This is a genomic window from Compostimonas suwonensis (assembly GCF_002797855.1).
Classification (GTDB): Bacteria; Actinomycetota; Actinomycetes; order Actinomycetales; family Microbacteriaceae; genus Compostimonas; species Compostimonas suwonensis.
The window spans coordinates 398,726-421,865 of the sequence record NZ_PGFB01000001.1; the positions used below are offsets into that span (position 1 = coordinate 398,726).

Consider the following 23,140-nt stretch of genomic DNA (forward strand, 5'->3'; position numbering starts at 1 on the left):
TTTGTGATGACCGCCCTTCCGGGCGTCACACGACCGCACGACGTGTAAGGAGTGTTTGGTGGCACAGTCGAATTTCACCCTCCCGGATGTCGGCGAGGGTCTGACCGAGGCGGAGATCGTCTCCTGGCGGGTCGCCCCCGGCGACACCGTGGCGATCAACCAGGTGCTCGTCGAGATCGAGACCGCGAAGTCGCTCGTCGAGCTGCCGTCGCCGTTCGAGGGCGTCGTCGGCGAGATCCTCGTCGAGGAGGGCATCACCGTCGACGTCGGCACCCCCATCATCACGGTGCTCTCGAGCGCGGATGCCGGAACCCCCGGTTCGTCGGCGGACACGGGTTCACCGGCATCCGCCGCCTCCCCCGCCGTTCCCGAGGCGCAGGTCGTCGCGGCCGACACGGCGGACAGCGTGAGCGCCGAGTCGGAGCGCGCGGTGTCGGCGCGAGCCGCGGCATCCGGCGCAGCGGGCGACGACGGCGAGAAGCCGGGCGCGGTGCTCGTCGGTCACGGCTCCTCGGCCGCGACCGGTTCGCGCCGCCGCCGTGCGCACCTCGCGCCGTCGGCGCACGAGGCCTTCGTGCCCCAGGCTCCGGTCGCCTCGCCGTCGACGTCGGCACCGGCCGGAGTCGCGAAGCCCGCCCCGGCCCGCCCGGCCCCCGCGCTCAGCGCCGGTCCCGTGCTCGCCAAGCCGCCCATCCGCAAGCTCGCCAAGGATCTCGGGGTCGACCTCGCCGAGGTGACGCCCACGGGCCCGATCGGCGACGTCACACGCGACGACGTCATCCGCCAGGCCTCGCAGGTGAGCGTCTTCCGCAACATCGAGACGCCGGCCTGGCCGGCCGACCGCGAGGAGCGCATCCCGGTCAAGGGCATGCGCAAGGCGATCGCCCAGGCCATGACCTCGAGCGCGTTCACCGCGCCGCACGTGAGCGTCTTCGTCGACGTCGACGCGACCCGCACGATGGAGTTCGTCAAGCGGCTCAAGAGCTCCACCGACTTCGCGGGCGTCAAGGTCTCGCCACTGCTCATCATGGCGAAGGCGATGATCTGGGCGGTGCGGCGCAATCCGATCGTCAACTCCACGTGGACCGACGAGGAGATCATCGTGCGCCACTACGTGAACCTCGGCGTCGCGGCAGCCACCCCGCGCGGCCTCATCGTGCCGAATGTCAAGGACGCCCAGGCGATGAGCCTGCTCGAGCTCGCCCAGGCGCTCGAGAAGCTCACGATCACGGCCCGTGACGGCAAGACCCAGCCCGCCGAGATGGCGAACGGAACGATCACGATCACGAACATCGGCGTCTTCGGCATGGACACGGGCACGCCCATCCTGAACCCGGGCGAGGTCGGGATCGTCGCGCTCGGCACGATCAAGCAGAAGCCGTGGGTCGTCGACGGCGAGGTGCGCGCGCGTTATGTCACGACGATCGGCGGGAGCTTCGACCACCGGGTCGTCGACGGCGACGTCGTGAGCCGCTTCGTGGCCGACATCGCGAGCATCATCGAGGAGCCCGCACTGCTGCTGGAGTAGCGGGGCCGCCGGTCCCGGGAGCGCCAGCGAAACATATTTCTGATTATCTTCGTCGTGGCTGTCGAAATGCCAATAGCTTGTTCGACGTCAGTGTGTAGGAGGCGCTACAGCTTCCACGACGACAAGGAGATCACAATGAAGTTCATGCTCATCCTTCAGTCCGACGAGAGCTCCCCCGAGATCGCCGGCCCGAGCGACGAGGCACTCAATTCCATGGGCCGCTACAACGAGGAGCTCATGGCCGCCGGGGTCATCCTCGCCGGCGAGGGCCTGCACCCGAGCTCCGAGGGTGTGCGTCTCGAGTACTCGGGCGACGACCGCACTGTGACCGACGGGCCGTTCACGGAGTCGAAGGAGCTCATCGCCGGCTTCTGGATCCTGCAGGTCTCCTCGAAGGAGGAGGCCATCGAGTGGGCGAGGCGCATTCCCCTCCAGACCGGCCAGGTCGAGGTGCGCCAGGTCGTCGGCCTCGAGGAGTTCGATCAGAGCAACGAGTACGTGCAGAAGGAGAAGGTCTGGCGCGAGAAGCTCGGCGAGCCGCGCACCGCGTGAGCCGGTTCCGGATGCCGGGCGCTGCCGTCACGCGCCGGGATGCCTCGCTCGCGGGCATCCCGGCGACGCGGGTCTGACCGATCGTGTCCGAGACGAATCACGCGATCGAGGCGGTGTGGCGGATCGAGTCCGCCCGCCTGATCGCGACGCTCACGAGGATGGTCGGCGACGTCGGTCTCGCCGAGGAGCTCGCACAGGACGCCCTCGTCGCGGCCCTCGAGCAGTGGCCGGAGTCGGGCGTGCCGCGCAACGCGGGCGCCTGGCTCACGGCCACCGCGAAACGACGGGCGATCGACACCTGGCGCAGGCAGGAGCGCCTCGGCCGCAAGTACACCGAGCTCGCCCACGGTCTCGAGACGCAGGAGACGAGCGCGGGTGATCCGCAGGGGGCCGCTGAGGATCCGATCGGCGACGACCTGCTGAGCCTCGTCTTCATCGCCTGCCACCCCGTGCTGCCCGAGGAGGGTCGGGTCGCGCTGACCCTGCGGCTCGTCGGCGGCCTGTCGACGGAGGAGATCGCCCGCGCCTTCCTCGTGCCCGTGGCGACGGTCGCGCAGCGGATCGTGCGGGCGAAGCGCACCCTCGCCGAGGCCCACGTGCCCTTCGAGGTACCGCAGCGCGATGAGTTCCCGGAGCGTCTCGGCTCGGTGCTCGAGGTCGTCTACCTCGTGTTCAACGAGGGCTACTCGGCGACGGCGGGCGGCGATTGGATGCGGCCGGCGCTCGCCGACGAGGCGCTGCGGCTCGGGCGCATCCTGGCCGCTCTCGTGCCGACGGAGCCCGAGGTGCACGGTCTCGTCGCCCTCATGGAGATCCAGGCCTCGCGGATGGGAGCGCGCACGAGCGCGAGCGGTGAGCCCGTGCTGCTGCTCGATCAGGACCGCTCGCACTGGGACCGCCTGATGATCACGCGCGGCCTGGCCGCTCTCTCGCGGGCCGAGACCTCCGGCCGCACGCTCGGGCCGTACTCGCTGCAGGCGGCGATCGCCGCCTGCCACGCTCGCGCCGCCCGGGCGGAGGACACCGACTGGGAGCGGATCGCGGCGCTCTACGACGCCCTGGCCCAGATCGCGCCGTCGCCCGTCGTGGAGCTCAACCGGGCGGTCGCGCTGTCGATGGCCTACGGACCGCAGACGGGGCTCGAGATCGTCGACGCGCTCGTGAGCGAGGGGGCGCTGGCGAGCTACCACCTGCTGCCGAGCGTGCGTGCCGATCTGCTCGTGCGGCTCGGGCGCACCGCGGAGGCGCGGGAGGAGTTCGAGCGCGCGGCCTCGCTCACCCGCAACGAGCGCGAGCGCGCCCTGCTGCTCGGCCGCGCGGCGGCGCTGGGCGGCGAGCGGATCGGCTGAGGCGGGCGCCCGGCGAACCGCCTCACATCAACTGCTTTTGACAATCATTATCATTATGCGTAGCGTGGGCATCACCGACCACCCGTGTCGCACACATCCCTTGCACTAGATAGGCATCCCGATGCGCCTCGCGTCCCCCCTCCGCACACCCCGGCCCCGCACTCGCCGCACGCCGTACCTCTTCGCCGTTCCGGCCCTGGCCGCGGCATCCGCCCTCGTCCTCGCCGGATGCGCGGCGACCCCCTCGGACGAGGCGGGCAGCAGCGCCGATTCGACCGGCTCGACCATCGCGATCGTCGCCTCGACCAACGTCTACGGCGACATCGCGGAGCAGATCGGCGGCGACCTCGTCTCGGTCACCTCGATCATCGACAGCCCCGACAAAGACCCGCACGAGTACGAGGCCGACGCCCGGAACCAGCTCGTGCTCTCGAAGGCGCAGATCGTGATCGAGAACGGCGGCGGCTACGACGACTTCGTCGACACCATGCTGTCGGCGGCCGACAACGCCGATGCCGTCGTGCTCAACGCGGCCGACATCAGCGGCTACGACCAGGAGCCCGCCGACGGCGAGTTCAACGAGCACGTCTGGTACGACTTCCCGACCGTCGAGAAGGTGGCCGGCGAGCTCGTGTCGGCCCTCACGCAGATCGACCCCGACGGCGCGGCGAGCTTCGAGGCGAACGCCCAGTCCTTCACCGACGCGCTCGGCGATCTCGAGGCTCGGGAGGCGCAGCTCGAGGCGAGCTTCGCGGGCGGCGGTGTCGCGATCACCGAGCCCGTTCCGCTCTACATGCTCGACGCGATCGGCCTCGTCAACAAGACCCCGGCCGAGTTCAGCGAGGCGATCGAGGAAGACACGGATGTCGCCCCCGCGATCCTCCAGCAGACCGAGGACGTCTTCACCGCAGGCTCCCCCGTCATCCTCGTCTACAACGAGCAGACCACGGGGCCGCAGACCGAGGCCGTGCTCGCGGCCGCCGACGCGAACGGCGCGCCCGTCGTGCCCGTGACCGAGACGCTGCCCGACGGCCAGGACTACCTCGGCTGGATGGGCGCCACCCTCGACGCGATCCAGGCCGCGCTCGAGACCGGGTCCTCGTCGAAGTGACGCGCCCGTCACGGCGGAGCGGAGCACGAGCGATAGCCTCGAGACCGTGAAGCACGACAAGACGTCGACCTCGGCCGGCCCCGCGAACACCGCGGAGCCGGCCGAGGTCGTGCTGCGCCTGAGCGCGGCGAGCCTGCGATTCGGCGACCGCACCCTCTGGCACGACCTCGATCTCGCCGTCACCCGCGGCGAGTTCGTCGCCGTGCTCGGGGCCAACGGCTCGGGCAAGACGAGCCTGCTGCGCGTCATCCTGGGCCAGCAGCGGCTCTCCTCGGGCACGGCCGAGTTCCTCGGCGAGCCGGTCTCGCGGGGCAACCGTCACATCGGCTACATCCCGCAGCAGAAGCTCGCCGACGAGGGGACACCGCTGCGCGCGCGCGACCTCGTGGCTCTCGGGCTCGACGGCCACCGCTTCGGGGTGCCGCTCCCCTCGGCCTCGCGCCGCCGTGAGGTCGACGCGCTGCTCGCGGCCGTCGGCGCGGAGGACTACGCGAATGTGCCCATCGCGACCCTCTCCGGCGGCGAGCAGCAGCGGCTTCGGGTCGGGCAGGCGCTCGCGGGCGACCCGCGTCTGCTCCTGTGCGACGAGCCTCTCATCTCCCTCGACCTCGCCCATCAGCGCGCGGTGAGCGAGCTCATCGACCGGCACCGCCGTGAACGCGAGCTCGGCGTGCTCTTCGTCACGCACGACGTGAACCCCGTGCTCGACAAGGTCGACCGCGTGCTCTACCTCGCGGGCGGCCGCTTCCGCATGGGCACGCCCGACGAGGTGCTGCGCTCCGAGGTGCTGAGCGAGCTCTACGGCTCGCCTGTCGACGTCATCCGCACCCGCGGCCGGGTCATCGTGGTCGGCACGCCCGACGCGGTGCACGCCGACCACCACGACTCGAGCCACGAGCCCGGCACCGGCACCCCGGTCGTGATGCCGTGATCGCCGTTCTCGCGGGCGTGCTGCCCGGTATCCTCGGCGCCCCCGGCCTCCTTCGCGCGGAGGACTCCGACCTGTGGTCGCAGATCTTCGACTTCACCGACTACGGCGAGCTGCTCGCCCTGCTGCAGAACTCGATCATCGCGGGCGCCGTGCTCGGCGTGGTCGGCGGCCTCATCGGCGTCTTCGTGATGTCGCGCGACATGGCCTTCGCCGTGCACGGCATCAGCGAGCTCTCCTTCGCGGGCGCCGCGGCCGGCCTGCTGTTCGGGGTGGGCGTCGTCGAGGGCTCCATCATCGGCTCGCTTCTCGCGGCGCTGCTCATCGGGGCGCTCGGCTCCCGGGCGAGGGATCGCAACTCGATCATCGCCGTGCTCATGCCCTTCGGCCTCGGCCTCGGCATCCTGTGCCTCGCTCTCTACCCCGGGCGGTCGTCGAACAAGTTCGGCCTGCTCACCGGTCAGATCGTCGCGGTCGACAACCCGCGTCTCGGCTCGCTCGTCGCCATCTCGATCGTCGTCGTGGTCGGCCTGCTGCTCGTCTGGCGTCCGCTTATGTTCTCGAGCGTCGACGCGGATGTCGCGGCGGCACGGGGAGTGCCCGTGCAAGCCCTCTCGATCTTCTTTATGATCCTGCTGGGGCTCGCCGTCGCGGTGTCGGTGCAGATCGTCGGCTCGCTGCTCGTGCTCTCGATCCTCGTGACGCCTGCGGCGGCCGCCCTCCGGCTCTCCTCCTCGCCCATCGTCGTGCCGCTGCTCAGCATGCTCTTCGCCGTGGTTTCGCTCGTGGGCGGCATCATGCTCGCGCTCGGCGGCTCGATCCCGATCAGCCCCTACGTGACGACGATCTCCTTCCTCATCTACGTCGTGTGCCGGATCGTCGACGCCGCAAAGAAAAAGCGCGGACTCTCAGGCAGAAAGGCGAGAATAGAGGCATGGTAGTGAAGAGGAACACGTGGCAGCGCGAGGCTGTGCGCGAGGCCCTCGGCGACACGGATGGCTTCGTGAGCGCTCAGGGGCTGCACTCGGCCTTGCGTGACTCCGGCTCACCCATCGGTCTCGCGACTGTGTACCGTGCGCTCGCCGACCTCGCGACCGAGGGGGATGCCGATTCCCTGCAGTCGCTCGACGGCGAGAGCCTCTACCGGGCCTGCACCCCGGGCACTCACCACCATCACCTGATCTGCCGCAACTGCGGCCTCACCGTGGAGATCTCCGCAGACCCCGTCGAGACCTGGGCGCGATCCGTCGCCGCCGACAACGGTTTCACGCAGGCCGCGCACATCGTCGACGTCTTCGGGCTGTGCGCGGAGTGCTCGCGGGCGGCGGCGCAGAGCGGCACCGCTCAGGCCGACCCGCGGTAGGGCGGGCGCAGACGGCGCCGCGCGAGCGACGCCGTCACACGGTAGCCGTGTTGCGCACCCGGCCCCGCATCGCATAAGATCGTTGTTTGGCTGAGCGCTCTCACCGTTCAGACCGCAACCACTCCCCCATTCTTCAGCGGAACACTGCTGTGCTGTGGGTCGTGGCTAGCCGACAAGAGATCTTGGGAAGAGCATCCGCTCTTCGGTATTGGAGGAAAATCATGGCAGCAGTCTGCCAAGTGACTGGAGCCGTCCCCGGCTTCGGACACGCTATCTCGCACTCGCACCGCCGCACGAAGCGTCGCTTCGACCCGAACGTGCAGAGGAAGACCTACTACGTGCCGTCCCTGCGCCGTAACGTCACCCTCAACGTGTCCGCGAAGGGCATCAAGGTCATCGATGCTCGTGGCATCGAATCCGTCGTCAAGGACATCCTGGCCCGCGGGGAGAAAATCTAATGGCAAAGCAGCAGGACGTTCGTCCGATCATCAAGCTTCGTTCGACGGCTGGCACCGGTTACACCTACGTGACCCGCAAGAACCGTCGCAACAACCCCGACCGTATCGTGCTCAAGAAGTACGACCCCATCGTGCGCAAGCACGTCGAATTCCGCGAGGAGCGCTAAACCATGGCGAAGAAGAGCAAGATCGCCCGCAACGAACAGCGCAAGGTCGTCGTAGAGCGCTACGCGACCAAGCGTCTTGAGCTCAAGAAGGCTCTCATCGACCCCAACGGCACCGACGAGAGCCGCGAGGCCGCTCGAGTGGGCCTGCAGAAGCTCCCGCGCAACGCCTCGCCGGTGCGCGTGCGCAGCCGCGACGCCGTCGACGGCCGCCCCCGCGGTGTCCTCACGAAGTTCGGGATCTCCCGTGTTCGCTTCCGTGACATGGCTCACCGAGGCGAGTTGCCCGGAATTACCAAGTCAAGCTGGTAAATTACCCACGGTCGTTCGACCAAAGGCCGGGATGTCACAGTTCCGGCCGTATCTACAACAACACTGCTGTTTCAGACAGCGCATAGGTCCGAGGAGGACACTCAATGGCTGATAAGTCGCTTAACAAGACCGAGCTCGTTGCGGCTGTTGCCGCGGAGTCCGGCCAGAGCCAGGCTGCCGTCAACGGCGTCCTGGACGCTCTCTTCTCCACGCTCTCTGACTCGGTGGCGAACGACGTCAAGGTTTCGATCCCGGGTTGGCTCTCCGTCGAGCGCACCTCGCGTGCAGCTCGCACCGGCCGCAACCCGCAGACCGGTGAGACCATCCAGATCGCTGCAGGCCACTCGGTCAAGATCAGCGCCGGCTCGAAGCTCAAGGCTGCCGCGAAGTAGCATCAGCTCCTGTTGATCGGGGAGCACCGACTCTGTCGGTGCTCCCCGATCTGCGTTTAAGCCTTCGCGAGTCGCGCCGAACCGTTCTGAAAAACCGTGATCGTGAACGGTTCGGCACGACTCGCGAACGGTGTCATCCGGTCGGCGTCACAGCGAAGAGCCGCGCCGAGAACATAGAGTAGCTAGGTGCGAAGACCCCTCATCATCGTCGGCCCTGCCGTGCTGCTCGCGGTCGCGATCGTCTCGATGGTGCTCGCGCTCTCGTACGGCGGCGCCGCAGACCCGCTCGCCCTCCGCGACGCCGGGCCTGTCGTGCGCTGGGGGCTCCCGGCGGCGAAGCTCATGGTCAACCTCGGCGCAGCCGGCACGATCGGCGCGCTCGTGCTCGTCTGCTTCGCGCTGACGCCCAAGAAGCCCGAGTTCAACAAGGCCCTCGACATCGCCGCCGGCTCCGCGGCCGTGCTCACCGTGGCGGCCGCGGGCACCGGCTTCTTCACCTTCCTCAAGGTCACCGGCTCCTCGTTCAGCACCGACCCGGCCTTCGGCGACAAGCTGAGCTTCTTCATCACGACCGTCGAGGTCGGCCAGGCCTGGCTCACGACGACCCTCATCGCCGCGGCCGTGACCGTGCTGTGCTTCGCGGTGCGCAATCAGACCGCCCTCGTCTTCGTCGCGATCCTCTCCGTCATCGCCCTCGTGCCGATGGCGCAGCAGGGCCACGCCGCCGGAACGAGCGGCCACGACGCGGCGATCACGGCACTCGGTCTGCACCTCGTCTTCGCGGCGGTGTGGCTGGGCGGTCTGCTGACGATCGTGCTGCTGCGCAAGGAGCTCGCGGGCGGCCGCATCCTTCCGGTCATCACCCGGTACTCGACGCTCGCGCTCGTCTGCTTCCTCGTCGTCGCGGTCTCGGGCTACGCGGGGGCCGAGCTGCGCATCGGATCGCTCGACCGCCTGCTGACGCCGTACGGCATCCTCGTGCTCGTGAAGGTCTTCGCGCTCGTCGCGCTCGGCTTCTTCGGCGCGATCCAGCGCCGCTACCTGATCGGGCGGATGTCGCGCAGCGCCAAGCCCGTCGGCGGTCACTTCTGGTGGCTCGTCGCCGCCGAGCTCGGCTTCATGGGCCTCGCCTCGGGTGTCGCCGCCGCCCTCGCGCAGACCGCGACCCCCGTCGAAGAGGTGCTTCCCTCCATCCCGACGCCCGCCGAGATCCTCACGGGCGAGCCCCTGCCGCCCGAGCTCACCCCGCTCAGCTACTTCACCGAGTGGAACTTCGACCTCATCTGGCTGCTCATCTGCGCCTTCGGCATCTTCTTCTACCTCGCGGGCGTGCGCCGACTGCGCCGGCGGGGAGACAGCTGGCCCCTGCACCGCACGATCCTCTGGGTCGTGGGGATGGTCGCGCTGTTCTACGTGACGAACGGCGCCGTCAACGTCTACGAGAAGTACCTCTTCAGCACCCACATGCTCGGCCACATGGCCCTCACGATGATGGTGCCGGTGCTGCTCGTGCCCGGCGCGCCCATCACCCTCGCCCTGCGGGCGATCGTCAAGCGCGACGACGGCAGCCGCGGGCCGCGCGAGTGGATCATGCTCGTCGTGCACTCGAAGGTCGCGACGGTGCTGACCAACCCGATCGTGGCCGCCGTGCTCTTCGCGGGCTCGCTCTGGGTGTTCTACTACTCCCCCGTCTTCAGCTGGGCGACGACCGACCACATCGGTCACGAGTGGATGATCACCCACTTCCTCATCACCGGCTACCTCTTCGTGCAGTCGCTCATCGGCGTCGACCCCGTGCCCTACCGCCTGCCCTACCCCTTCCGGCTCGTGCTGCTGCTCGGCACGATGGCGTTCCACGCCTTCTTCGGCCTCGCGCTCATGACCGGCTCGGGGCTGCTCCTGGCCGACTGGTACGGCGCGATGGGCCGCAGCTGGGGCGTCGACGCCCTCGCGGATCAACAGGCGGGCGGCGGCATCGCCTGGAGCATCGGCGAGATCCCCACGGTCGTGCTCGCCATCATCGTCGCCATCCAGTGGGGCCGCAGCGACGACCGCGAGACGAAGAGGCGCGACCGCAACGCCGACCGCACCAACGAGGCCGAGCTCGAGGAGTACAACGACCGGCTCGCCCGTCTCGCCGCCAAGGACCGGTAGCTCCGGGGCCGCCTCGTCGTTCCCTGAGCAGGTGCCTACTGCACCTGGATGTTGATGCTGCCGTCGGCCTCGATCGCGATGTCGAGGCCGAGCTCGAAGGGCTCGTCCTGGTCGAGGGTCGTGACGTCGCCGTCGAAGAGCGACTGCACCTCGACGACGATGTGCGCGGCCGCCGGGGTGGGCGGTGTCAGCCAGCCGGTCTCACCGGGAACGATCGTGACCACCGGGTACTCGGCGATCGACCACGCCGGCTCGCCCTTGATGCGGTCGTCGATGACGATGCCGAACGGGCATCCGGCCGGTTGCAGCACGGTCTGGGTCGCGCAGTCGTCCAGGTAGCCGTCGACCTCCTCCTGCACGTCGTCGACGAAGTCGGCATTGGCCTGCGTGTCGACGGAGACCTCGGTGGGCGCGCTCCAGTCGGTGATCGCGACATCCTGTTTCTCGGCCGTCAGCAGGGACGACTCGTGCGAGAAGGTGTAGACGCCCGGTGCGAAGGCGAGGTAGCTGGCCGAGTTGTTGAAACTGACCGGCTGGCCCTCCGGCTCGCCCGTGCGGGTGTCGAGGGTGAGGCCGTTGACCTCGAAGATGCTCGCGTGCAGCACCGTGAGGTCGACGTGCGCGAGCGGCGAGTCCACAAAACGCCAGGTCGGCAGCACCCCCCAGATCGTGCCGTTCTGCTCGACGCGGAAACTCGAGGAGGCCGGCCCGGTCTCGAGCGTGTACTCGACGGTGACGGTGTGGATGCCGTCCTCTCCCGTCACATCGCTCACGAACCGCACATCGTCGATCTCGCCGATCATCGAGTTGCGCAGGAGGACGGTCGAGGTGGTCACGGGGAGGCCGGCGTCGGCGTAGTGGTGGGGGTCGATCTGCACGCCCGGGAGCGAGAGGGCGGTGCGGGCATCCTGGCGCTCGATGGCCTCGAGGTAGTCGCGCACGAAGCCGTTCGCGGAGTAGACGTCGCGGTTGAGCGCCCCGATCGCGGCCGCGAGGGAGGCGATGAGCAGCACGCCGATCCCGAGCCAGAGCAGCACGGCCCGCGGCATGCTCCGCGAATGCTCGACATCAACCCGGGTCACCTTCCACATCCTACGGTCACGAGCGGCCTCGCCCTCCGCGCATCCCGTAGATTGGTAGGGCTGAATCCCCAGCTCTCACGGAAGAAGGCCCTGTGGCGAAGATCGCGCTGTCTGCCGAGCAGGCACGGATCTTCGAGGCCATCGAGAAGACGCGCGACCACATCTTCGTGACGGGCCGGGCGGGCACGGGCAAGTCGACGCTGCTCAACCACCTCTCCTGGAACACCGAGAAGCAGCTCGTCATCGCGGCGCCGACGGGGGTCGCCGCGCTCAACGTGGGCGGGCAGACCATCCACTCGCTCTTCCGGCTGCCGATCGGGGTCATCGCCGACCACGACATCGAGCAGAACGGCGAGGTGCGCAAACTGCTCAACACGATCGACACCCTCGTGATCGACGAGGTCTCGATGGTCAACGCCGACCTCATGGATGCGATGGACCGCAGCCTGCGCCAGGCACGGCAGCGCAAGACCGAGCCCTTCGGCGGCGTGCAGCTCGTGCTCTTCGGCGATCCCTACCAGCTCGCCCCGGTGCCGGGAGACGGCGACGAGCGCGCCTACTTCACCGACCGCTACCGCTCCATCTGGTTCTTCGACGCGAAGGTGTGGGAGGAGGCGGAGCTGTCGATCTTCGAGCTCACCGAGATCCACCGCCAGCACGACGATCGGTTCAAGTACATGCTCAACGCCGTGCGGCACGGCCAGGTGACGAAAGAGATCGCCGACGTGCTCAACTCCACGGGCGCCCGCACCGCGCCCGACGACGGCACGATCACCCTCGCGACGCGCAACGACGCGGTCAACCGCATCAACGCCGCGGCGCTCGAGCGCCTCCCCGGGCGCACCCTCACGGCTCGTGCCGAGGTCTCCGGCGATTTCGGCGGCCGCGCGTATCCGGCCGACGAGGCGCTCGAGCTCAAGATCGGCGCGCAGGTCATGTTCCTGCGCAACGACGCCGATCAGCGCTGGGTCAACGGATCGATCGGCACGGTCACGCGCATCGACAGCACGGTCTTCGTAGAGGTCGACGGCGAGGTGCACGAGGTCGATCCCGTCGTCTGGGAGAAGTACCGATACTCCTACTCGGCGGCGACCAAGAAGCTCACAAAAGACGTTGTGGGCGAGTTCACCCAGTTCCCGCTGCGATTGGCGTGGGCCGTCACCATCCACAAGTCGCAGGGCAAGACCTACGACTCGGCGATCGTCGATCTGGGAGCCCGGGTGTTCAGCCCCGGGCAGACCTACGTCGCACTCAGCCGGCTCACCTCGCTCGAGGGGCTCTACCTGTCGCGCCCGCTGCGGCCGAGCGACATCATCGTCGACGACAACGTGCGGCGTTTTATGCAGCACCAGCAGCCGCCTCGCCCGGCGCTGTAGCCGGGAGCCTGCGCGGCCGTCGTGTCGCGGCCGAGCGCTTCCGAACGCGGTGGGGCCGAGGCCTGCTCAGGCTGCCGCGGCGGCCTTCGCGTCGGCGAGGTCGATGAAGAGCTCGGTGTTGAAGCGGTAGGCGAGCATGACCTCGTCGATCACGCGGTCGCGCTCGGCGTCGTCCCAGTCCACGGCGTCGAGCTGCGCGCGGTAGGTGTCTTTGAACTCCTTCGGCTTGGCGATGTCGCCGAAGAGGTAGAAGCCCACGCCGTTCGTCTCGAAGCCGAACTGGCGCTGCATGAGCGTGCGGATGATCTGGCCGCCCGAGAGGTCGCCGAGGTAGCGCGTGTAGTGGTGGGCGACGTAACCGCCGTTCCAGGTGGCCGAGACCTCGTTGACGCGGTCGACGTAGCGCTGGGTCGTGGGCAGCGGGGTGATCTGCTCGCGCCAGTCGTCGCCGATGAGGAACTCGAGGTCGGCCTCGATCGCGGGAAGACGCGTGAGCTTCGAGGTGATGAAGGGCGCTGCCACGGGGTCGTTCTTCATACGCTCGGCGCCGGCCTCGATGGCCTCGTAGATGAAGTAGTGCTGCGCCACGAGGGCGATGTAGTCGTCGCGGGTGCCCTTGCCGGTCATGAGGTCGGTCATGAATCCCGCCCCCTCGCTGTCGCTGTGGCCCCCTTTGGTGCGTTCACGGAGGGCTTGGGAGAAGGGGATGACGACAGACATGGCGGACTCCGGGACTCGAACGACTTAGGGTTGCCTCAGTTTAGCCAAAGAGTCCGGTGCTACGCATTCGGCGGCCTCCCAGGAGCGGGTGCCGGTGGTGCGGTGAGGCTGCGCTCCGAACGGGCTTCCGCGGGTCGGGGCGAGGGCGGGGTGCCGGCTGGTCGTCAGTGGTGGGTGCCGTGCGGAACGGCGTGCGCTCCGGCGTCGGATGCCGCGAGAGCCGGGGTCGTGAGGCCTGCGACGGCACTCGCGCCGAGCACGAGGGCCACGAGGAAGCGGGTCGCGGAGAGGCGGGGGCGTGCGGCATCCGGCCTCGTCTGTGCGGCCTGTAGTGTCTGTGTCGCCTGGACGGGGTGAGCCGAGGCGGTCGGACGGGCGGCGCGCGTGCGCGCGGCGAGGGTGGCGGCGATCACGAGGTCGAAGAGCGACGCGACGGCCATGGGCAGGAAGCCGAGGGCGACACCGAGCGCCGGTCCGAGGGCGGAGAGCGCGGCCCAGCCGAGCACGGGCACGACGGCCAGGGCGAGGGTCGCGCGCGGCAGCACGATCCGCCCGCGGGCGAGCACGGTGACCGACCAGGCGATCTCCGCGCTGCCGACGGCGACGAGGAGCACGGCCAGGGCGAGCGGTGCGCCGCCGGCCGCCGCGAGATGCACGAGCCCGGCGCCCAGCCCGGCCATCGCGAGCAGCACTGCTGTGATCGAGATCATCGGGGCATCCTCTCTTCGCTGTCGGGTTCTGCCATCGGCGGCCGGTGCACGGCGATGGGGAGCACCGTGGACGAAACGCCCCATCGCCGCACCTCCTAGGCGGTGACGGGTCGGGTCGCCCTGTCTGCCGCCAGTCCCACACCGAGCAGCACGATCGCGCTCGCCAGGTGCAGGAAGTGGTCCGCGGTGTTGAGCGCGAGGATGTTGAGCGCGCTGCCGACGAGGAAGAAGCCGACGATTCCGAGCAGCAGGTAGACCGCGCCCACCGTCGTGTTGACCGCCTTCGCCGCGCCCACGCCGACGAGGCCGGCGATGAGCAGCGCCGCTCCCACCAGGATGTGGATGACGTTGTGCAGCGGGTTCACCTCGAAGACGCCGAGGAGCAGGCCGCCGTCGGTCGCGAGAAAGCTCACTCCCCCGGTGACGGCGAAGCCGAGCAGACCGACGAGCACGTAGACGGCTCCGAAGATCGTTCCGATGATGCGGTTCGGTGATGTACCCATGAGAATTGCCTCCCTGTGAATGGATGCGGCCGTGGCCGCGCTCATCACAGGGTTCGGAGCCCCGGCGCGAACGGTTTGGTCGTGCCGGGAGGAGAGTTCAGCGGGGTGATCGAGCGCGCTCAGCGCTCCCGCTGGTTGCTCCCGCTCAGTGCTCGGCGCGGGGCTCGACCCCGAGGCGTTCGCACGCGGCGTTGTAGAGGGTCACGACCTCGCGCCGGATCTCCGGGCGCTCGGTGATCGGCTTCGACCAGGGCACCCGCACGTCGATCGTCGAGCCGTCGACCACGGCCGCCCAGATCCCCGCCTCGCCGTCGAGACCCGTCATGAGGGCGGAGCTCGCGGTCGGCTCGGCGAAGGCGCGCACGATCATGAGGTTGTCGTCGACGTGGTCGCCGTTCATGTGGCTGACGACGGCGTGGATGATTTCCGGGCTGAAGTGTGACATCCCCTCGAGTCTAGACGCGGGCGATTCGGGAGTGTGGTCCCTGAGGCGGGGGCGAGTCATCCTCTGGTCTGAGGTGTTATGGGAAACCGGGAGGTTAGAATCCCTATACATCTAGCACCCAATCAGGGGGATGGAATGCGCAAGCCTCGGGGGAGGACACGGCGCGGGGTCATCGTGGCCCTCGTCGCTGCGGGCTCGATCCTGCTCTCGGGCTGCTCGCCGTCGGCGGATGCGAACATGAACTGGCCCGCGCAGGTGGAGGCCCCGTTCGCGACCGACGTGTCCGATCGGCTCGACGCCGCGGTGAGAGACGCCATGGCGCTCGCCGGCGCGACGGGCGCCATCGCGGGGGTCTGGGCGCCGTGGGCCGGCCAATGGGTGCAGGGCGAAGGGGTCACCACGCAGGGCGGCTCGGCTCCCGTGACCGAGAACACCCGGTTCCGGATCGCCTCGAACACGAAGCCGATGAGCTGCACGGTGCTGCTCACCCTCGTCGACGAGGGCACGGTCGGTCTCGACGACCCCGTCTCGGAGTACCTGCCGCGGATGTCCGGCATCGAGGGCATCACCCTCCGTCAGCTCTGCCAGAACACCTCGGGCCTCGCCGACTACCACTCGGTGCTGGGGGCGCAGTTCACCGCGAACCCGACACGGGTGTGGCCGCCGCTGGAGCTCCTCTCGGCCGGGATGGCCCTGCCGCGCGTGGCCGCCCCCGGCGAGACCTACTCGTACTCGGACACGGGCTATCTGCTGCTGGGGCTGGCCCTCCAGGCGGCGACGCAGAAGGACTGGGCCAGCTTGTACAGCGAGTACGTCTTCGGCCCGGCCGGCATGGGCAGCACCTCGTTCCCGCCGCCCTCGCAGATGTCGCTCGACGGGGAGTCGATCGATGGCTACGTGACACCGGTCGATCCGGCGACCGGCCAGCTGCAGTGCGGAACCCTCGTCGACGAGACCCGGCTGTCGAACTCGATGGCCTGGACGGCGGGCGGGGCCGTCTCGACCCTGCACGACCTGAGGCACTACGTGCAAGACCTCGCGGCGGGCAGCCTGCTCTCCGACAAGACGGCGACCGAGCAGACCGCGACCGTTCCGCTCGGCCCCGACTCCCCGACCTGGCAGGGCTACGGCCTCGGAGTGCTGCAGCTCGGGCCGATGATCGGGCACGACGGGCAGATCCCCGGCTACATCTCGGCGATGTTCAGCGATCCCACCAGCGGGTTGACCGTCGTCGTGATGCTCAACAACTCGACGGCGGGCGAAGACCTCGCCCAGCTGCTGGCCCTGCGTCTCGCCTCGATCGCGGCGAAGGCCCCCGCGGCGAACGGCAAGGAGTCACCCCTGGTCGAGCTGCCGTGGTCGGAGGAGCAGATGGTCGCGAGCATGGCCGCCCTGCCGGTCTGCCCGCCCCCGGCCGCGCCGGCGCAGTAGCGTCACGGCCTCGTGGCTGTGGCTGTGTTCGGTCGAGGTCTGGCACCCTTTCTACGGCTCTGAGCACGGCAGGCGTTTACGCTGGCGGGATGCCTATCACGCCTGACACGAAGAACTGGACCTGGGTGCTCGAACGCCGGTGCCCCGAATGCGGTTTCGATTCCAGCGCCGTCGAGTTCGAGCAGCTGCCGCAGCTCGTCCGGCAGAACGCGGCATCCTGGCGCCCCGTCTTCGCGCGGGAGTCGGTGCGGGTGCGCCCCGACGACGCCACCTGGTCGAACCTCGAGTACGGTGCTCACGTGCGCGATGTCTTCCGGGTCTTCGACGGGAGACTCGCGCTGATGCTGCGCGAAGACGACCCGGCTTTTGAGAACTGGGATCAGGATGCCACGGCCCTCGCCGAACGCTACAACGAGCAGGACCCGGCTGTCGTCGCCGACGAGCTCGAGGCCGCCGCGGCATCCGTCGCCGACGCCTTCGCCCGGGTGGCGACCGAGCAGCTGGGCCGCACCGGGCGGCGCTCCGACGGGTCGACCTTCACGGTGGAGACGCTCGGCAAGTACTTCATCCACGACCCGGTGCACCACCTGCACGACGTGGGGTAGGGCTATGGGGCGGGGCGGCCTGTTCCTGCAACCCCTCGTCACCGCGCTGCTTCGTGTCGCGCTGCACCGTCTTGTTCGCGCACCAGGGCCGCCGCCTGGTGCGCGATGGTCTGGAAGAAGTCATCGACGTCACCACGATCAAGGGATTCCTCCGACACGACGGCGTCGAGGATCCCGTCTTCCCGGAGAGCTCCCGCCGCGATCCTCTGCTCCCTCGCGATGTCCGCGGTGCGGCCGATCGTGCTGTGCACGATCGCTGCTGCGCCCTCCGGGGACAACGGCGCCAGCCACGCCCGCTCTGCCGCGACTATCCGGCGAGCGGGGGTCAGGGCCAGAGCGGCCCCGCCGGCACCCTGGCCGAGGAGTATCGCCACGGTCGGCGTCTCAACGGCGACCAGCGCCGCGACGCATCGCGCTATCTCGCCGGCGATCGACGCCTGTTCTGCCTCGATGGAGATCTCCGCTCCGGCGGTATCGACGACTGTGATGAGCGGCAGTCCCAACTCGGCGGCGAGTTCGATACCGGCTCGGGCGGTCTGCAGATCCGTCGCACCGATCGCGTGGCGGACCTGAGCGCGACGGTCCTGTCCGACGACGATGCACGCGATTCCGGCGATCCGCGCGATAGCGACCATCACGGCCCGCCCCGAGGTGCCGCGCAGTGTCAGCGATTGGGATGCGGCGGATTCCATGAACTCGCGGAGCCCGGGCCGGTCCGGCGACCGAGTGGCCGCCACCGAGATCCAGACGTCCTCACTGCCCTCGACCTGTCGGACGGCAGGCTCGGGCGAGCTGGTCGGATGTGTGCGCCGCGCGAAGAGATCGATCAAGCAGGCGAGCACAGCCGCCGTGCCCCGACGGTCGACCACGATGTCGATGACTCCGTGTTCAGCCAGGTTCTCCGACCGCTGAACCCAGTCCGGCACAGGCTCCACGCCGAGCGCGGCGACCACCCGCGGTCCGAGAAAGCCGATGAACGCGCCCGGCTCCGCAATCGTGACCTGACCGAGCGAGGCCCACGACGCGAAGACGCCGCCCGTCGTGGGGTTCCGGAGATGCACGAGGTAGGGAAGTCCCTTGCGCTTGTGGGCCACGAGCGCGCGAGTGATGTCGGCCATTCGCACGAACGCCGGGGTCCCCTCCTGCATCCGGGTTCCACCGGAGGCCGTGCTCGCTATGAGGGGAAGCCCGCTTCCTGTGGCACGCCGGATGGCGCGGATGATCCGTTCCGCGGCATCCACGCCGATCGACCCGCCGAGGAACCCGAACTCGCTCACGATCACGGCGACGTCGTGGCCCCCGATGCTCGCGCGGCCGGTGGTCACGGATTCATCGAGGCCGGCGCGCTCCTGCGCCCGGTCGAGCGTCGCACGGTAGCCGGCCGAGCGGTGCCGGCGGTCGATCGCATCGTCCCAGCAGTCGAAGCTGCCGGGATCGACGAGGTCGGCGATGGCCGCTCGGGCGGTGGCGAACTCAGACATCGGAGAGTTCGGCTGACTGCAGCCAGCTCCTGATGCGATCGCCGTCGGCGTCGAGAACCGGTGGTGCGTCGTGCCGGCGTCGTGTCGTCTCGGCGCCCTCGATGTCGAAGAAGCGCAGGGCGGGGCCGGGCAGCCGAAGCGCCCCGAGCGTGTCGTGCTCGACCTCCACGATCAGGCCCTGGCTCTCGACCTGGGCCCATTCATAGACCTGGTCGATGGTGCGGATGCGGCCGGCCGGGATGCCGAGTTCCTGCAGACGCTCGATCAACGACTCCGCCGACCAGGTCGAGAACACCCCCTCGATGAGGGCGATCAGCCTCGTGCGCTGGACGACTCGGTCGGAGTTCGTGGCGAACCGGGGGTCATCGGCGTCGAGACCGAACCCCGCCGCGAAGGTGCGCCAGAGCGACTCGCTGCCGACCGCGATCTGCACACTGCCGTCGGCGCAGCGGTACAGCCCGTACGGGGCGATCGAGGGGTGGTGATTGCCCTCAGCATGGGCGACCTCGCCGGCGACCGTCCATCGCGTTCCCTGAAACGCGTGCACGCTGACGGCCGCCGCCAGCAGCGAGGTTCGGACGACCGTTCCGTGACCGGTCCGCTCGCGCGCGCGGAGGGCGGCGACCGTTCCGAAGGCCCCGTACATCCCGGCCAGCAGGTCGGCGATGGGAACGCCCATTTTCTGCGGATCGTCGGGGGAGCCGCCGGTGATCGACATCAGGCCCGCCTCGCCCTGCATGATCTGGTCGTAGCCGGCTCGCTCGAACTCCGGGCCGTCGCTGCCGAATCCGCTGATCGAGAGCATGACCAGTCCGGGATTCAGCCGATGCATCTCGTCGATGCCGAATCCGAGTCGCTCGAGCACACCAGGGCGGAAGTTCTCGACCACGACATCCGCGCGACGGAGCAGGCGCAACAGCACCTCGCGATCGTCGTCGGCCTTGAGGTCGAGTGCGATCGATTCCTTGTTTCGGTTGGCGGAGAGGAAATAGGTCGACTCGCGATCCGCTGGTTCGTGCGACGGCGAGTTCTCCGGCCAGACGAACGGCGGCCCCCATCCGCGGGTGTCGTCTCCCCGGCTCGGCGTCTCGACTTTGATGATGCGGGCACCGAGGTCGCCGAGCATCATGGTTGCGTGCGGTCCGGCGAGTGCACGGGTGAGGTCGACGACGAGGATGCCGGCGAGCGGCTCCGGGGAGGAGGCGGGTGTCGTCACGGCACTACGCGATCTCGGAGACGCCGTCGTGGTGCGCCTGGAGTGCTTCGCTGAGTGCCGTCGCGGTCGCGAACTTGTGATCGAGTGCCAGATCGTGGGCCTTGCGGCGATCGCCGTCGCGCAACGCCCGCATGATCTCGCGGTGCTCGTGATTCGAGTCCTGGCGGCGGTCGGGATCGAGCCGGAACACGATCTGGAAGGCGGATTGGGTCTGCCAGATGCTGACGATCGCGTCTTGGAGCACCTGGTTGCCGCAGTGCTCGACGATGTACGTGTGGAACTGCCGGTTCAACTCCGCGTAGTCGATCGGATCGGGCTCGCCCTCCGCCATCGCCTCGACGAGCTGGTCGAGGCGGGCGAAGTCGTCGCCGGTGAGCCGGGTGGCCGCGAGCTCGGTGGCGAGGGCCTCAAGATGCCCGCGCACGAAGTAGGCCTCGCTCACCTGTTCGGGCGACAGCGTGGTGACGCGTGCGCCCTGGTAGGGCGTGATCTCGACCAGGCCGTCCTGCTCGAGCATCCGGAGCGCCTCGCGGACGGGGATGTCGCTGGCCCCGTACTCCTGTGCGATCTGCCGCAGCACGAGCCGCTGTCCCGGTTCACGGTTTCCGGTCAGGATCTCGGACCGCAAGGCCTCATAGATCGCTCGCGATTTCAGCTCGGCCATAGCGCCCTCTCGTTTCCGGTGTTCGGGTCTGTTGCCAGAGCCCCCGTCATGGGGATTCCGGCCTGATCGAGCAGGAAATCCCAGCTGCGCCGGCTCGAATCGCCCTTCATACCGCCGCCTCGGGCGGTCAGCTCCTCGTCGGTGAAGGAGAGGGGCGGGTCGTCGCGCCCGCGCGCGAGATGGATCTCGATCGTCTCGAGCAGATAGCTCGCGTTCGCCACGGCGTCCGGGATGTCGACGCCGACAGTGAAGGCCCCGTTGCCCCGCAGGAACGCGGCCTGCCCGTCGCCCAGCAGCTCAGCCACCTGGCGGCCGAGCTCGGCATCGCGGATCGGTGAGGCGTCGGGGAACACCCGGGGCGCCCGGCGGAGATGCGAACCCCGCCCGTGGACGATCGGAAGCGTGTCGTATCGGGTGCCGACCGCATCCAGCAGCGTTCCCTGCATCCGCATGATCGCGCCGACATCGGGGCGCGCTCGGTAGACCGCGAGGTGCAGCGGCGCCTCGAGCGGCACTCGCTCGGCCATCTGCTGCCAGTTCGCCGACGAGTAGCCCACCATCTCGGCGGGGGAGACGAGGGAGGGTGCTCCGCGTGGAGTGGAGAGCACGACCTGCTCGGGGAGGGTGGAATCGCTCACGCGCGCGCTGAGGTGGCCATGGCCGTTCACCAGCCCGATGTGCGCGAGGATGCGCGCGGCATGGGCGAGGTCGGTGCGCGTCTGCGCGTCGTCGGGCGAGGGATTCACGGCTGCTCCTTCCGGTGACGTAGTCGAACTCGTTCGCAACGCGAAACACTGTTGAAACAAACATATCATATCGTGAATGGCATGAAGATATATGATCTGATTGTTCCTCAGCCGAGGGACAAGCCCGAGGAGGTGCAGCGGTGACATCCATAACCCGACGTCCCGATGGTTCGACGCGCGTGGCGCAGTTGCGGCGAGGACTGATGAGCGTGCTCGCCCACTGGCCGGCCGTGGCCTTCGTGGTCGGGCTGATCGCGTTGTGGCAGATCTTCGTGATGATCTTCCAGCCGTCGCCGCTCATCCTTCCGTCGCCGGTCGACATCGGCGCGAGCCTGGCGCAGGACTGGTCCATCATCGTCTCGGCGATTCCGCCCACCCTGAACGAGATCGTGCAGGGCTTCCTGCTCTCGGTGGTCTTCGGCGTCCTGCTGGCCATGCTCATCACGTGGTCGCGAATCTTCGAGATCACGGTCTATCCGGCGCTCATCGCGGCGCAGATCGTGCCCAAGGTCGCTCTGGCGCCGCTCTTCCTGGTGTGGTTCGGCTACGGCATCACCTCGAAGGTCGCCGTGGCGTTCACGATCGCCGTGTTCCCGATCATCATCAACTCCGTGGTCGGGCTGCGCTCCACCGATCCGCAGCTCCTCGTCCTCGCTCGCTCGATGGGGGCGGGGAGATGGCGCACCTTCCGCAAGATCACGCTGATCAACGCCCTGCCCGCCATCTTCGGCGGATTCGAGATCGCGATCACCCTCGCCGTCATCGGTGTCGTCGTGGGCGAGTTCATCAACGCCGACAACGGACTCGGCTACCTCGTGCTCGTGGCGAACGGCAACCTCGACACCCCGCTCGTCTTCGCCGTGCTCCTCGTGCTCACAGTGCTCGGATCGCTCCTGTTCGCACTGCTGGTGGTCATCAAGTGGCTGGTCATCCCCGCCCCCCTCCGCGCGACGGGACAGAACCGATGAGCCGCCCCGAGTCGAGAACTGCGAGAACGAACGGAGCCACCATGACCACCGCACGAGCCTCCTCGGGAGACGCCTGGGCAGAACTGCGCTCGGTGTCGAAGACCTACCAGAGCCGCAATCAGCCCGTCACGGCCGTCCACGACGTCAGCCTGTCGATCGCGCGGGGCGAGTTCATCTCGATCGTGGGGCCGAGCGGGTGCGGCAAGTCGACCCTCCTCAGCATGCTCGCCGGGCTCTCGCAGCCGACCACGGGCGAGGTGCGCATCCACGGCCAGGCCATCACGAAGCCCTATCCCGGGGTCGGGATCGTGTTCCAGCGCGACCTGCTGCTCGAGTGGCTCACCGTGAAGCAGAACGTGCTCTTCCAGATCGACATGCGGCGCGGTCGGGTCAAGGACTACGAAGGGCGGGCGCGAGAGCTCCTCGCCCAGGTGGGCCTCCAGGGCTTCGAGAACCGCTACCCCTCCGAGCTCTCCGGCGGCATGCGGCAGCGCGTCGCGATCTGCCGCGCGCTCATCCACTCCCCGGAGGTGCTCCTGCTCGACGAGCCCTTCGGCGCGCTGGACTCGCTCACCCGTGAGCAGATGAATCTCGACCTGCAGGATCTCTGGCTCGACGGCAAGCCCACGGTCGTGCTGATCACCCACGACATCAACGAGGCCCTCTTCCTCTCGGACCGGGTGCTCGTGATGTCCAGCCGGCCGGGAACCTTCGTCGACGACATCCGGATCGACGTCCCGAGGCCGCGCGACGTCTCGAGCGTGGTCTCCGAGGAGATGCGTGTGCACGCCGCGACCATCCGCACCCACTTCGAGAACCTCGGCGTCCTCGGCCACCGCACCGGCCGCGCGGCGCCCCCCACCGAGACGAAAGAAGGCTGAA

The 23,140-nt window shown here is 68.8% G+C and carries 26 protein-coding genes; 17 read left to right on the forward strand and 9 right to left on the reverse strand.

Annotated elements, in window-relative coordinates; genetic code table 11:
* Window positions 1–58 precede the first annotated feature (58 nt).
* The 12 genes from CLV54_RS01795 to CLV54_RS01850 all read left to right on the forward strand — a co-directional run bounded on the left by CLV54_RS01795 (window position 59) and on the right by CLV54_RS01850 (window position 10,311).
* Window positions 59–1,528, forward strand: a complete 1,470-nt coding sequence (locus CLV54_RS01795; protein WP_100343236.1) for a dihydrolipoamide acetyltransferase family protein — start codon at window positions 59–61, stop codon at window positions 1,526–1,528.
* Between the two features lie 135 nt (window positions 1,529–1,663).
* Window positions 1,664–2,080, forward strand: a complete 417-nt coding sequence (locus tag CLV54_RS01800; protein ID WP_100343237.1) for a YciI family protein — start codon at window positions 1,664–1,666, stop codon at window positions 2,078–2,080.
* An 83-nt stretch (window positions 2,081–2,163) separates the two neighbouring features.
* Window positions 2,164–3,429, forward strand: coding sequence for an RNA polymerase sigma factor (locus CLV54_RS01805; protein WP_211294407.1), 1,266 nt, complete (start codon window positions 2,164–2,166; stop codon window positions 3,427–3,429).
* A 121-nt stretch (window positions 3,430–3,550) separates the two neighbouring features.
* On the forward strand, window positions 3,551–4,540 hold the full coding sequence (locus CLV54_RS01810; RefSeq protein ID WP_100343239.1) for a metal ABC transporter solute-binding protein, Zn/Mn family: 990 nt from the start codon (window positions 3,551–3,553) through the stop codon (window positions 4,538–4,540).
* 112 nt (window positions 4,541–4,652) lie between these two features.
* On the forward strand, window positions 4,653–5,471 hold the full coding sequence (locus tag CLV54_RS01815) for a metal ABC transporter ATP-binding protein (RefSeq protein WP_211294437.1): 819 nt from the start codon (window positions 4,653–4,655) through the stop codon (window positions 5,469–5,471).
* 29 nt (window positions 5,472–5,500) lie between these two features.
* On the forward strand, window positions 5,501–6,409 hold the full coding sequence (locus CLV54_RS01820; RefSeq protein ID WP_100343619.1) for a metal ABC transporter permease: 909 nt from the start codon (window positions 5,501–5,503) through the stop codon (window positions 6,407–6,409).
* Window positions 6,403–6,831 carry a Fur family transcriptional regulator gene (locus CLV54_RS01825; protein ID WP_100343241.1) on the forward strand — a complete coding sequence of 143 codons (429 nt, stop codon included), beginning with the start codon at window positions 6,403–6,405 and terminating at the stop codon, window positions 6,829–6,831. Before CLV54_RS01820 ends, CLV54_RS01825 begins: the two co-directional genes overlap by 7 nt.
* 221 nt (window positions 6,832–7,052) lie before the next feature.
* A complete protein-coding gene (gene rpmB / locus CLV54_RS01830; protein ID WP_100343242.1) occupies window positions 7,053–7,289 on the forward strand; it encodes a 50S ribosomal protein L28 in 237 nt (78 codons plus the stop codon).
* Complete coding sequence (gene rpmG, locus CLV54_RS01835) at window positions 7,289–7,456, forward strand: 50S ribosomal protein L33 (RefSeq protein WP_100343243.1); 168 nt, start codon at window positions 7,289–7,291, stop codon at window positions 7,454–7,456. The genes rpmB and rpmG overlap by 1 nt, the downstream gene beginning before the upstream one ends.
* A 3-nt stretch (window positions 7,457–7,459) precedes the next feature.
* Window positions 7,460–7,765 carry a 30S ribosomal protein S14 gene (rpsN, locus tag CLV54_RS01840; protein WP_100343244.1) on the forward strand — a complete coding sequence of 102 codons (306 nt, stop codon included), beginning with the start codon at window positions 7,460–7,462 and terminating at the stop codon, window positions 7,763–7,765.
* Window positions 7,766–7,869: 104 nt separating this feature from the next.
* Window positions 7,870–8,157 (forward strand): HU family DNA-binding protein, encoded by a 288-nt coding sequence (locus CLV54_RS01845; RefSeq protein ID WP_100343245.1) that lies wholly within the window; start codon window positions 7,870–7,872, stop codon window positions 8,155–8,157.
* A 246-nt stretch (window positions 8,158–8,403) separates the two neighbouring features.
* Window positions 8,404–10,311, forward strand: a complete 1,908-nt coding sequence (locus CLV54_RS01850) for a bifunctional copper resistance protein CopD/cytochrome c oxidase assembly protein (protein ID WP_170061948.1) — start codon at window positions 8,404–8,406, stop codon at window positions 10,309–10,311.
* Window positions 10,312–10,346: 35 nt separating this feature from the next.
* Here the strand turns inward: CLV54_RS01850 and CLV54_RS01855 are convergent, their stop codons facing one another.
* Window positions 10,347–11,393, reverse strand: coding sequence for a hypothetical protein (locus CLV54_RS01855; RefSeq protein ID WP_157802762.1), 1,047 nt, complete (start codon window positions 11,391–11,393; stop codon window positions 10,347–10,349).
* Window positions 11,394–11,485: 92 nt separating this feature from the next.
* Here CLV54_RS01855 and CLV54_RS01860 point away from each other — a divergent pair, with 92 nt between their 5' ends.
* Window positions 11,486–12,769, forward strand: a complete 1,284-nt coding sequence (locus CLV54_RS01860) for an ATP-dependent DNA helicase (protein ID WP_100343247.1) — start codon at window positions 11,486–11,488, stop codon at window positions 12,767–12,769.
* A gap of 66 nt (window positions 12,770–12,835) precedes the next feature.
* Here the strand turns inward: CLV54_RS01860 and CLV54_RS01865 are convergent, their stop codons facing one another.
* From CLV54_RS01865 to CLV54_RS01880, 4 genes are all read right to left on the reverse strand, one after another.
* Complete coding sequence (locus CLV54_RS01865; RefSeq protein WP_100343248.1) at window positions 12,836–13,489, reverse strand: biliverdin-producing heme oxygenase; 654 nt, start codon at window positions 13,487–13,489, stop codon at window positions 12,836–12,838.
* A 164-nt stretch (window positions 13,490–13,653) separates the two neighbouring features.
* A complete protein-coding gene (locus CLV54_RS01870; protein ID WP_100343249.1) occupies window positions 13,654–14,199 on the reverse strand; it encodes a hypothetical protein in 546 nt (181 codons plus the stop codon).
* Between the two features lie 95 nt (window positions 14,200–14,294).
* Window positions 14,295–14,702 carry a DUF4383 domain-containing protein gene (locus tag CLV54_RS01875; RefSeq protein ID WP_100343250.1) on the reverse strand — a complete coding sequence of 136 codons (408 nt, stop codon included), beginning with the start codon at window positions 14,700–14,702 and terminating at the stop codon, window positions 14,295–14,297.
* Between the two features lie 145 nt (window positions 14,703–14,847).
* On the reverse strand, window positions 14,848–15,147 hold the full coding sequence (locus CLV54_RS01880; RefSeq protein ID WP_100343251.1) for a DUF2470 domain-containing protein: 300 nt from the start codon (window positions 15,145–15,147) through the stop codon (window positions 14,848–14,850).
* 135 nt (window positions 15,148–15,282) lie between these two features.
* On the opposite strand from CLV54_RS01880, the gene CLV54_RS01885 reads away from it, so the two are divergent.
* Together CLV54_RS01885 and CLV54_RS01890 are read left to right on the forward strand one after the other, a co-directional pair.
* Entirely contained in the window at window positions 15,283–16,578 is a 1,296-nt protein-coding gene (locus CLV54_RS01885) for a serine hydrolase domain-containing protein (RefSeq protein ID WP_157802763.1), read from the forward strand.
* 89 nt (window positions 16,579–16,667) lie between these two features.
* Window positions 16,668–17,183, forward strand: coding sequence for a DinB family protein (locus CLV54_RS01890; protein ID WP_100343253.1), 516 nt, complete (start codon window positions 16,668–16,670; stop codon window positions 17,181–17,183).
* 38 nt (window positions 17,184–17,221) lie between these two features.
* Here CLV54_RS01890 and CLV54_RS01895 read toward each other — a convergent pair whose 3' ends face one another.
* The 4 genes from CLV54_RS01895 to CLV54_RS01910 are packed head-to-tail and all read right to left on the reverse strand — an operon-like array spanning window position 17,222 to window position 21,290.
* Window positions 17,222–18,664 carry a carboxyl transferase domain-containing protein gene (locus CLV54_RS01895; RefSeq protein WP_100343254.1) on the reverse strand — a complete coding sequence of 481 codons (1,443 nt, stop codon included), beginning with the start codon at window positions 18,662–18,664 and terminating at the stop codon, window positions 17,222–17,224.
* Entirely contained in the window at window positions 18,657–19,880 is a 1,224-nt protein-coding gene (locus tag CLV54_RS01900) for a CaiB/BaiF CoA transferase family protein (protein ID WP_100343255.1), read from the reverse strand. Before CLV54_RS01900 ends, CLV54_RS01895 begins: the two co-directional genes overlap by 8 nt.
* 4 nt (window positions 19,881–19,884) lie before the next feature.
* Complete coding sequence (locus tag CLV54_RS01905) at window positions 19,885–20,544, reverse strand: GntR family transcriptional regulator (RefSeq protein ID WP_100343256.1); 660 nt, start codon at window positions 20,542–20,544, stop codon at window positions 19,885–19,887.
* On the reverse strand, window positions 20,532–21,290 hold the full coding sequence (locus CLV54_RS01910; RefSeq protein WP_157802764.1) for a class II aldolase/adducin family protein: 759 nt from the start codon (window positions 21,288–21,290) through the stop codon (window positions 20,532–20,534). Before CLV54_RS01910 ends, CLV54_RS01905 begins: the two co-directional genes overlap by 13 nt.
* Before the next feature lie 203 nt (window positions 21,291–21,493).
* Between CLV54_RS01910 and CLV54_RS01915 the strand changes: the two genes are divergently transcribed.
* Entirely contained in the window at window positions 21,494–22,258 is a 765-nt protein-coding gene (locus CLV54_RS01915; protein WP_100343258.1) for an ABC transporter permease, read from the forward strand.
* A gap of 41 nt (window positions 22,259–22,299) precedes the next feature.
* Window positions 22,300–23,139 carry an ABC transporter ATP-binding protein gene (locus tag CLV54_RS01920; protein WP_157802765.1) on the forward strand — a complete coding sequence of 280 codons (840 nt, stop codon included), beginning with the start codon at window positions 22,300–22,302 and terminating at the stop codon, window positions 23,137–23,139.
* Window position 23,140: the final 1 nt, after the last annotated feature.

Coding starts and splice junctions, on each gene's coding strand:
- CLV54_RS01890 (WP_100343253.1), top strand. CDS start 16,668: ATGCCTATCACGCCTGACACGAAGAACTGGACCTGGGTGCTCGAACGC.
- CLV54_RS01810 (WP_100343239.1), top strand. CDS start 3,551: ATGCGCCTCGCGTCCCCCCTCCGCACACCCCGGCCCCGCACTCGCCGC.
- CLV54_RS01825 (WP_100343241.1), top strand. CDS start 6,403: ATGGTAGTGAAGAGGAACACGTGGCAGCGCGAGGCTGTGCGCGAGGCC.
- rpsN (WP_100343244.1), top strand. CDS start 7,460: ATGGCGAAGAAGAGCAAGATCGCCCGCAACGAACAGCGCAAGGTCGTC.
- CLV54_RS01800 (WP_100343237.1), top strand. CDS start 1,664: ATGAAGTTCATGCTCATCCTTCAGTCCGACGAGAGCTCCCCCGAGATC.
- rpmB (WP_100343242.1), top strand. CDS start 7,053: ATGGCAGCAGTCTGCCAAGTGACTGGAGCCGTCCCCGGCTTCGGACAC.
- CLV54_RS01875 (WP_100343250.1), bottom strand. CDS start 14,702: ATGGGTACATCACCGAACCGCATCATCGGAACGATCTTCGGAGCCGTC.
- CLV54_RS01880 (WP_100343251.1), bottom strand. CDS start 15,147: ATGTCACACTTCAGCCCGGAAATCATCCACGCCGTCGTCAGCCACATG.
- CLV54_RS01865 (WP_100343248.1), bottom strand. CDS start 13,489: ATGTCTGTCGTCATCCCCTTCTCCCAAGCCCTCCGTGAACGCACCAAA.
- rpmG (WP_100343243.1), top strand. CDS start 7,289: ATGGCAAAGCAGCAGGACGTTCGTCCGATCATCAAGCTTCGTTCGACG.
- CLV54_RS01920 (WP_157802765.1), top strand. CDS start 22,300: ATGACCACCGCACGAGCCTCCTCGGGAGACGCCTGGGCAGAACTGCGC.
- CLV54_RS01905 (WP_100343256.1), bottom strand. CDS start 20,544: ATGGCCGAGCTGAAATCGCGAGCGATCTATGAGGCCTTGCGGTCCGAG.
- CLV54_RS01850 (WP_170061948.1), top strand. CDS start 8,404: ATGGTGCTCGCGCTCTCGTACGGCGGCGCCGCAGACCCGCTCGCCCTC.
- CLV54_RS01915 (WP_100343258.1), top strand. CDS start 21,494: ATGAGCGTGCTCGCCCACTGGCCGGCCGTGGCCTTCGTGGTCGGGCTG.
- CLV54_RS01845 (WP_100343245.1), top strand. CDS start 7,870: ATGGCTGATAAGTCGCTTAACAAGACCGAGCTCGTTGCGGCTGTTGCC.
- CLV54_RS01885 (WP_157802763.1), top strand. CDS start 15,283: ATGCGCAAGCCTCGGGGGAGGACACGGCGCGGGGTCATCGTGGCCCTC.
- CLV54_RS01870 (WP_100343249.1), bottom strand. CDS start 14,199: ATGATCTCGATCACAGCAGTGCTGCTCGCGATGGCCGGGCTGGGCGCC.
- CLV54_RS01895 (WP_100343254.1), bottom strand. CDS start 18,664: ATGTCTGAGTTCGCCACCGCCCGAGCGGCCATCGCCGACCTCGTCGAT.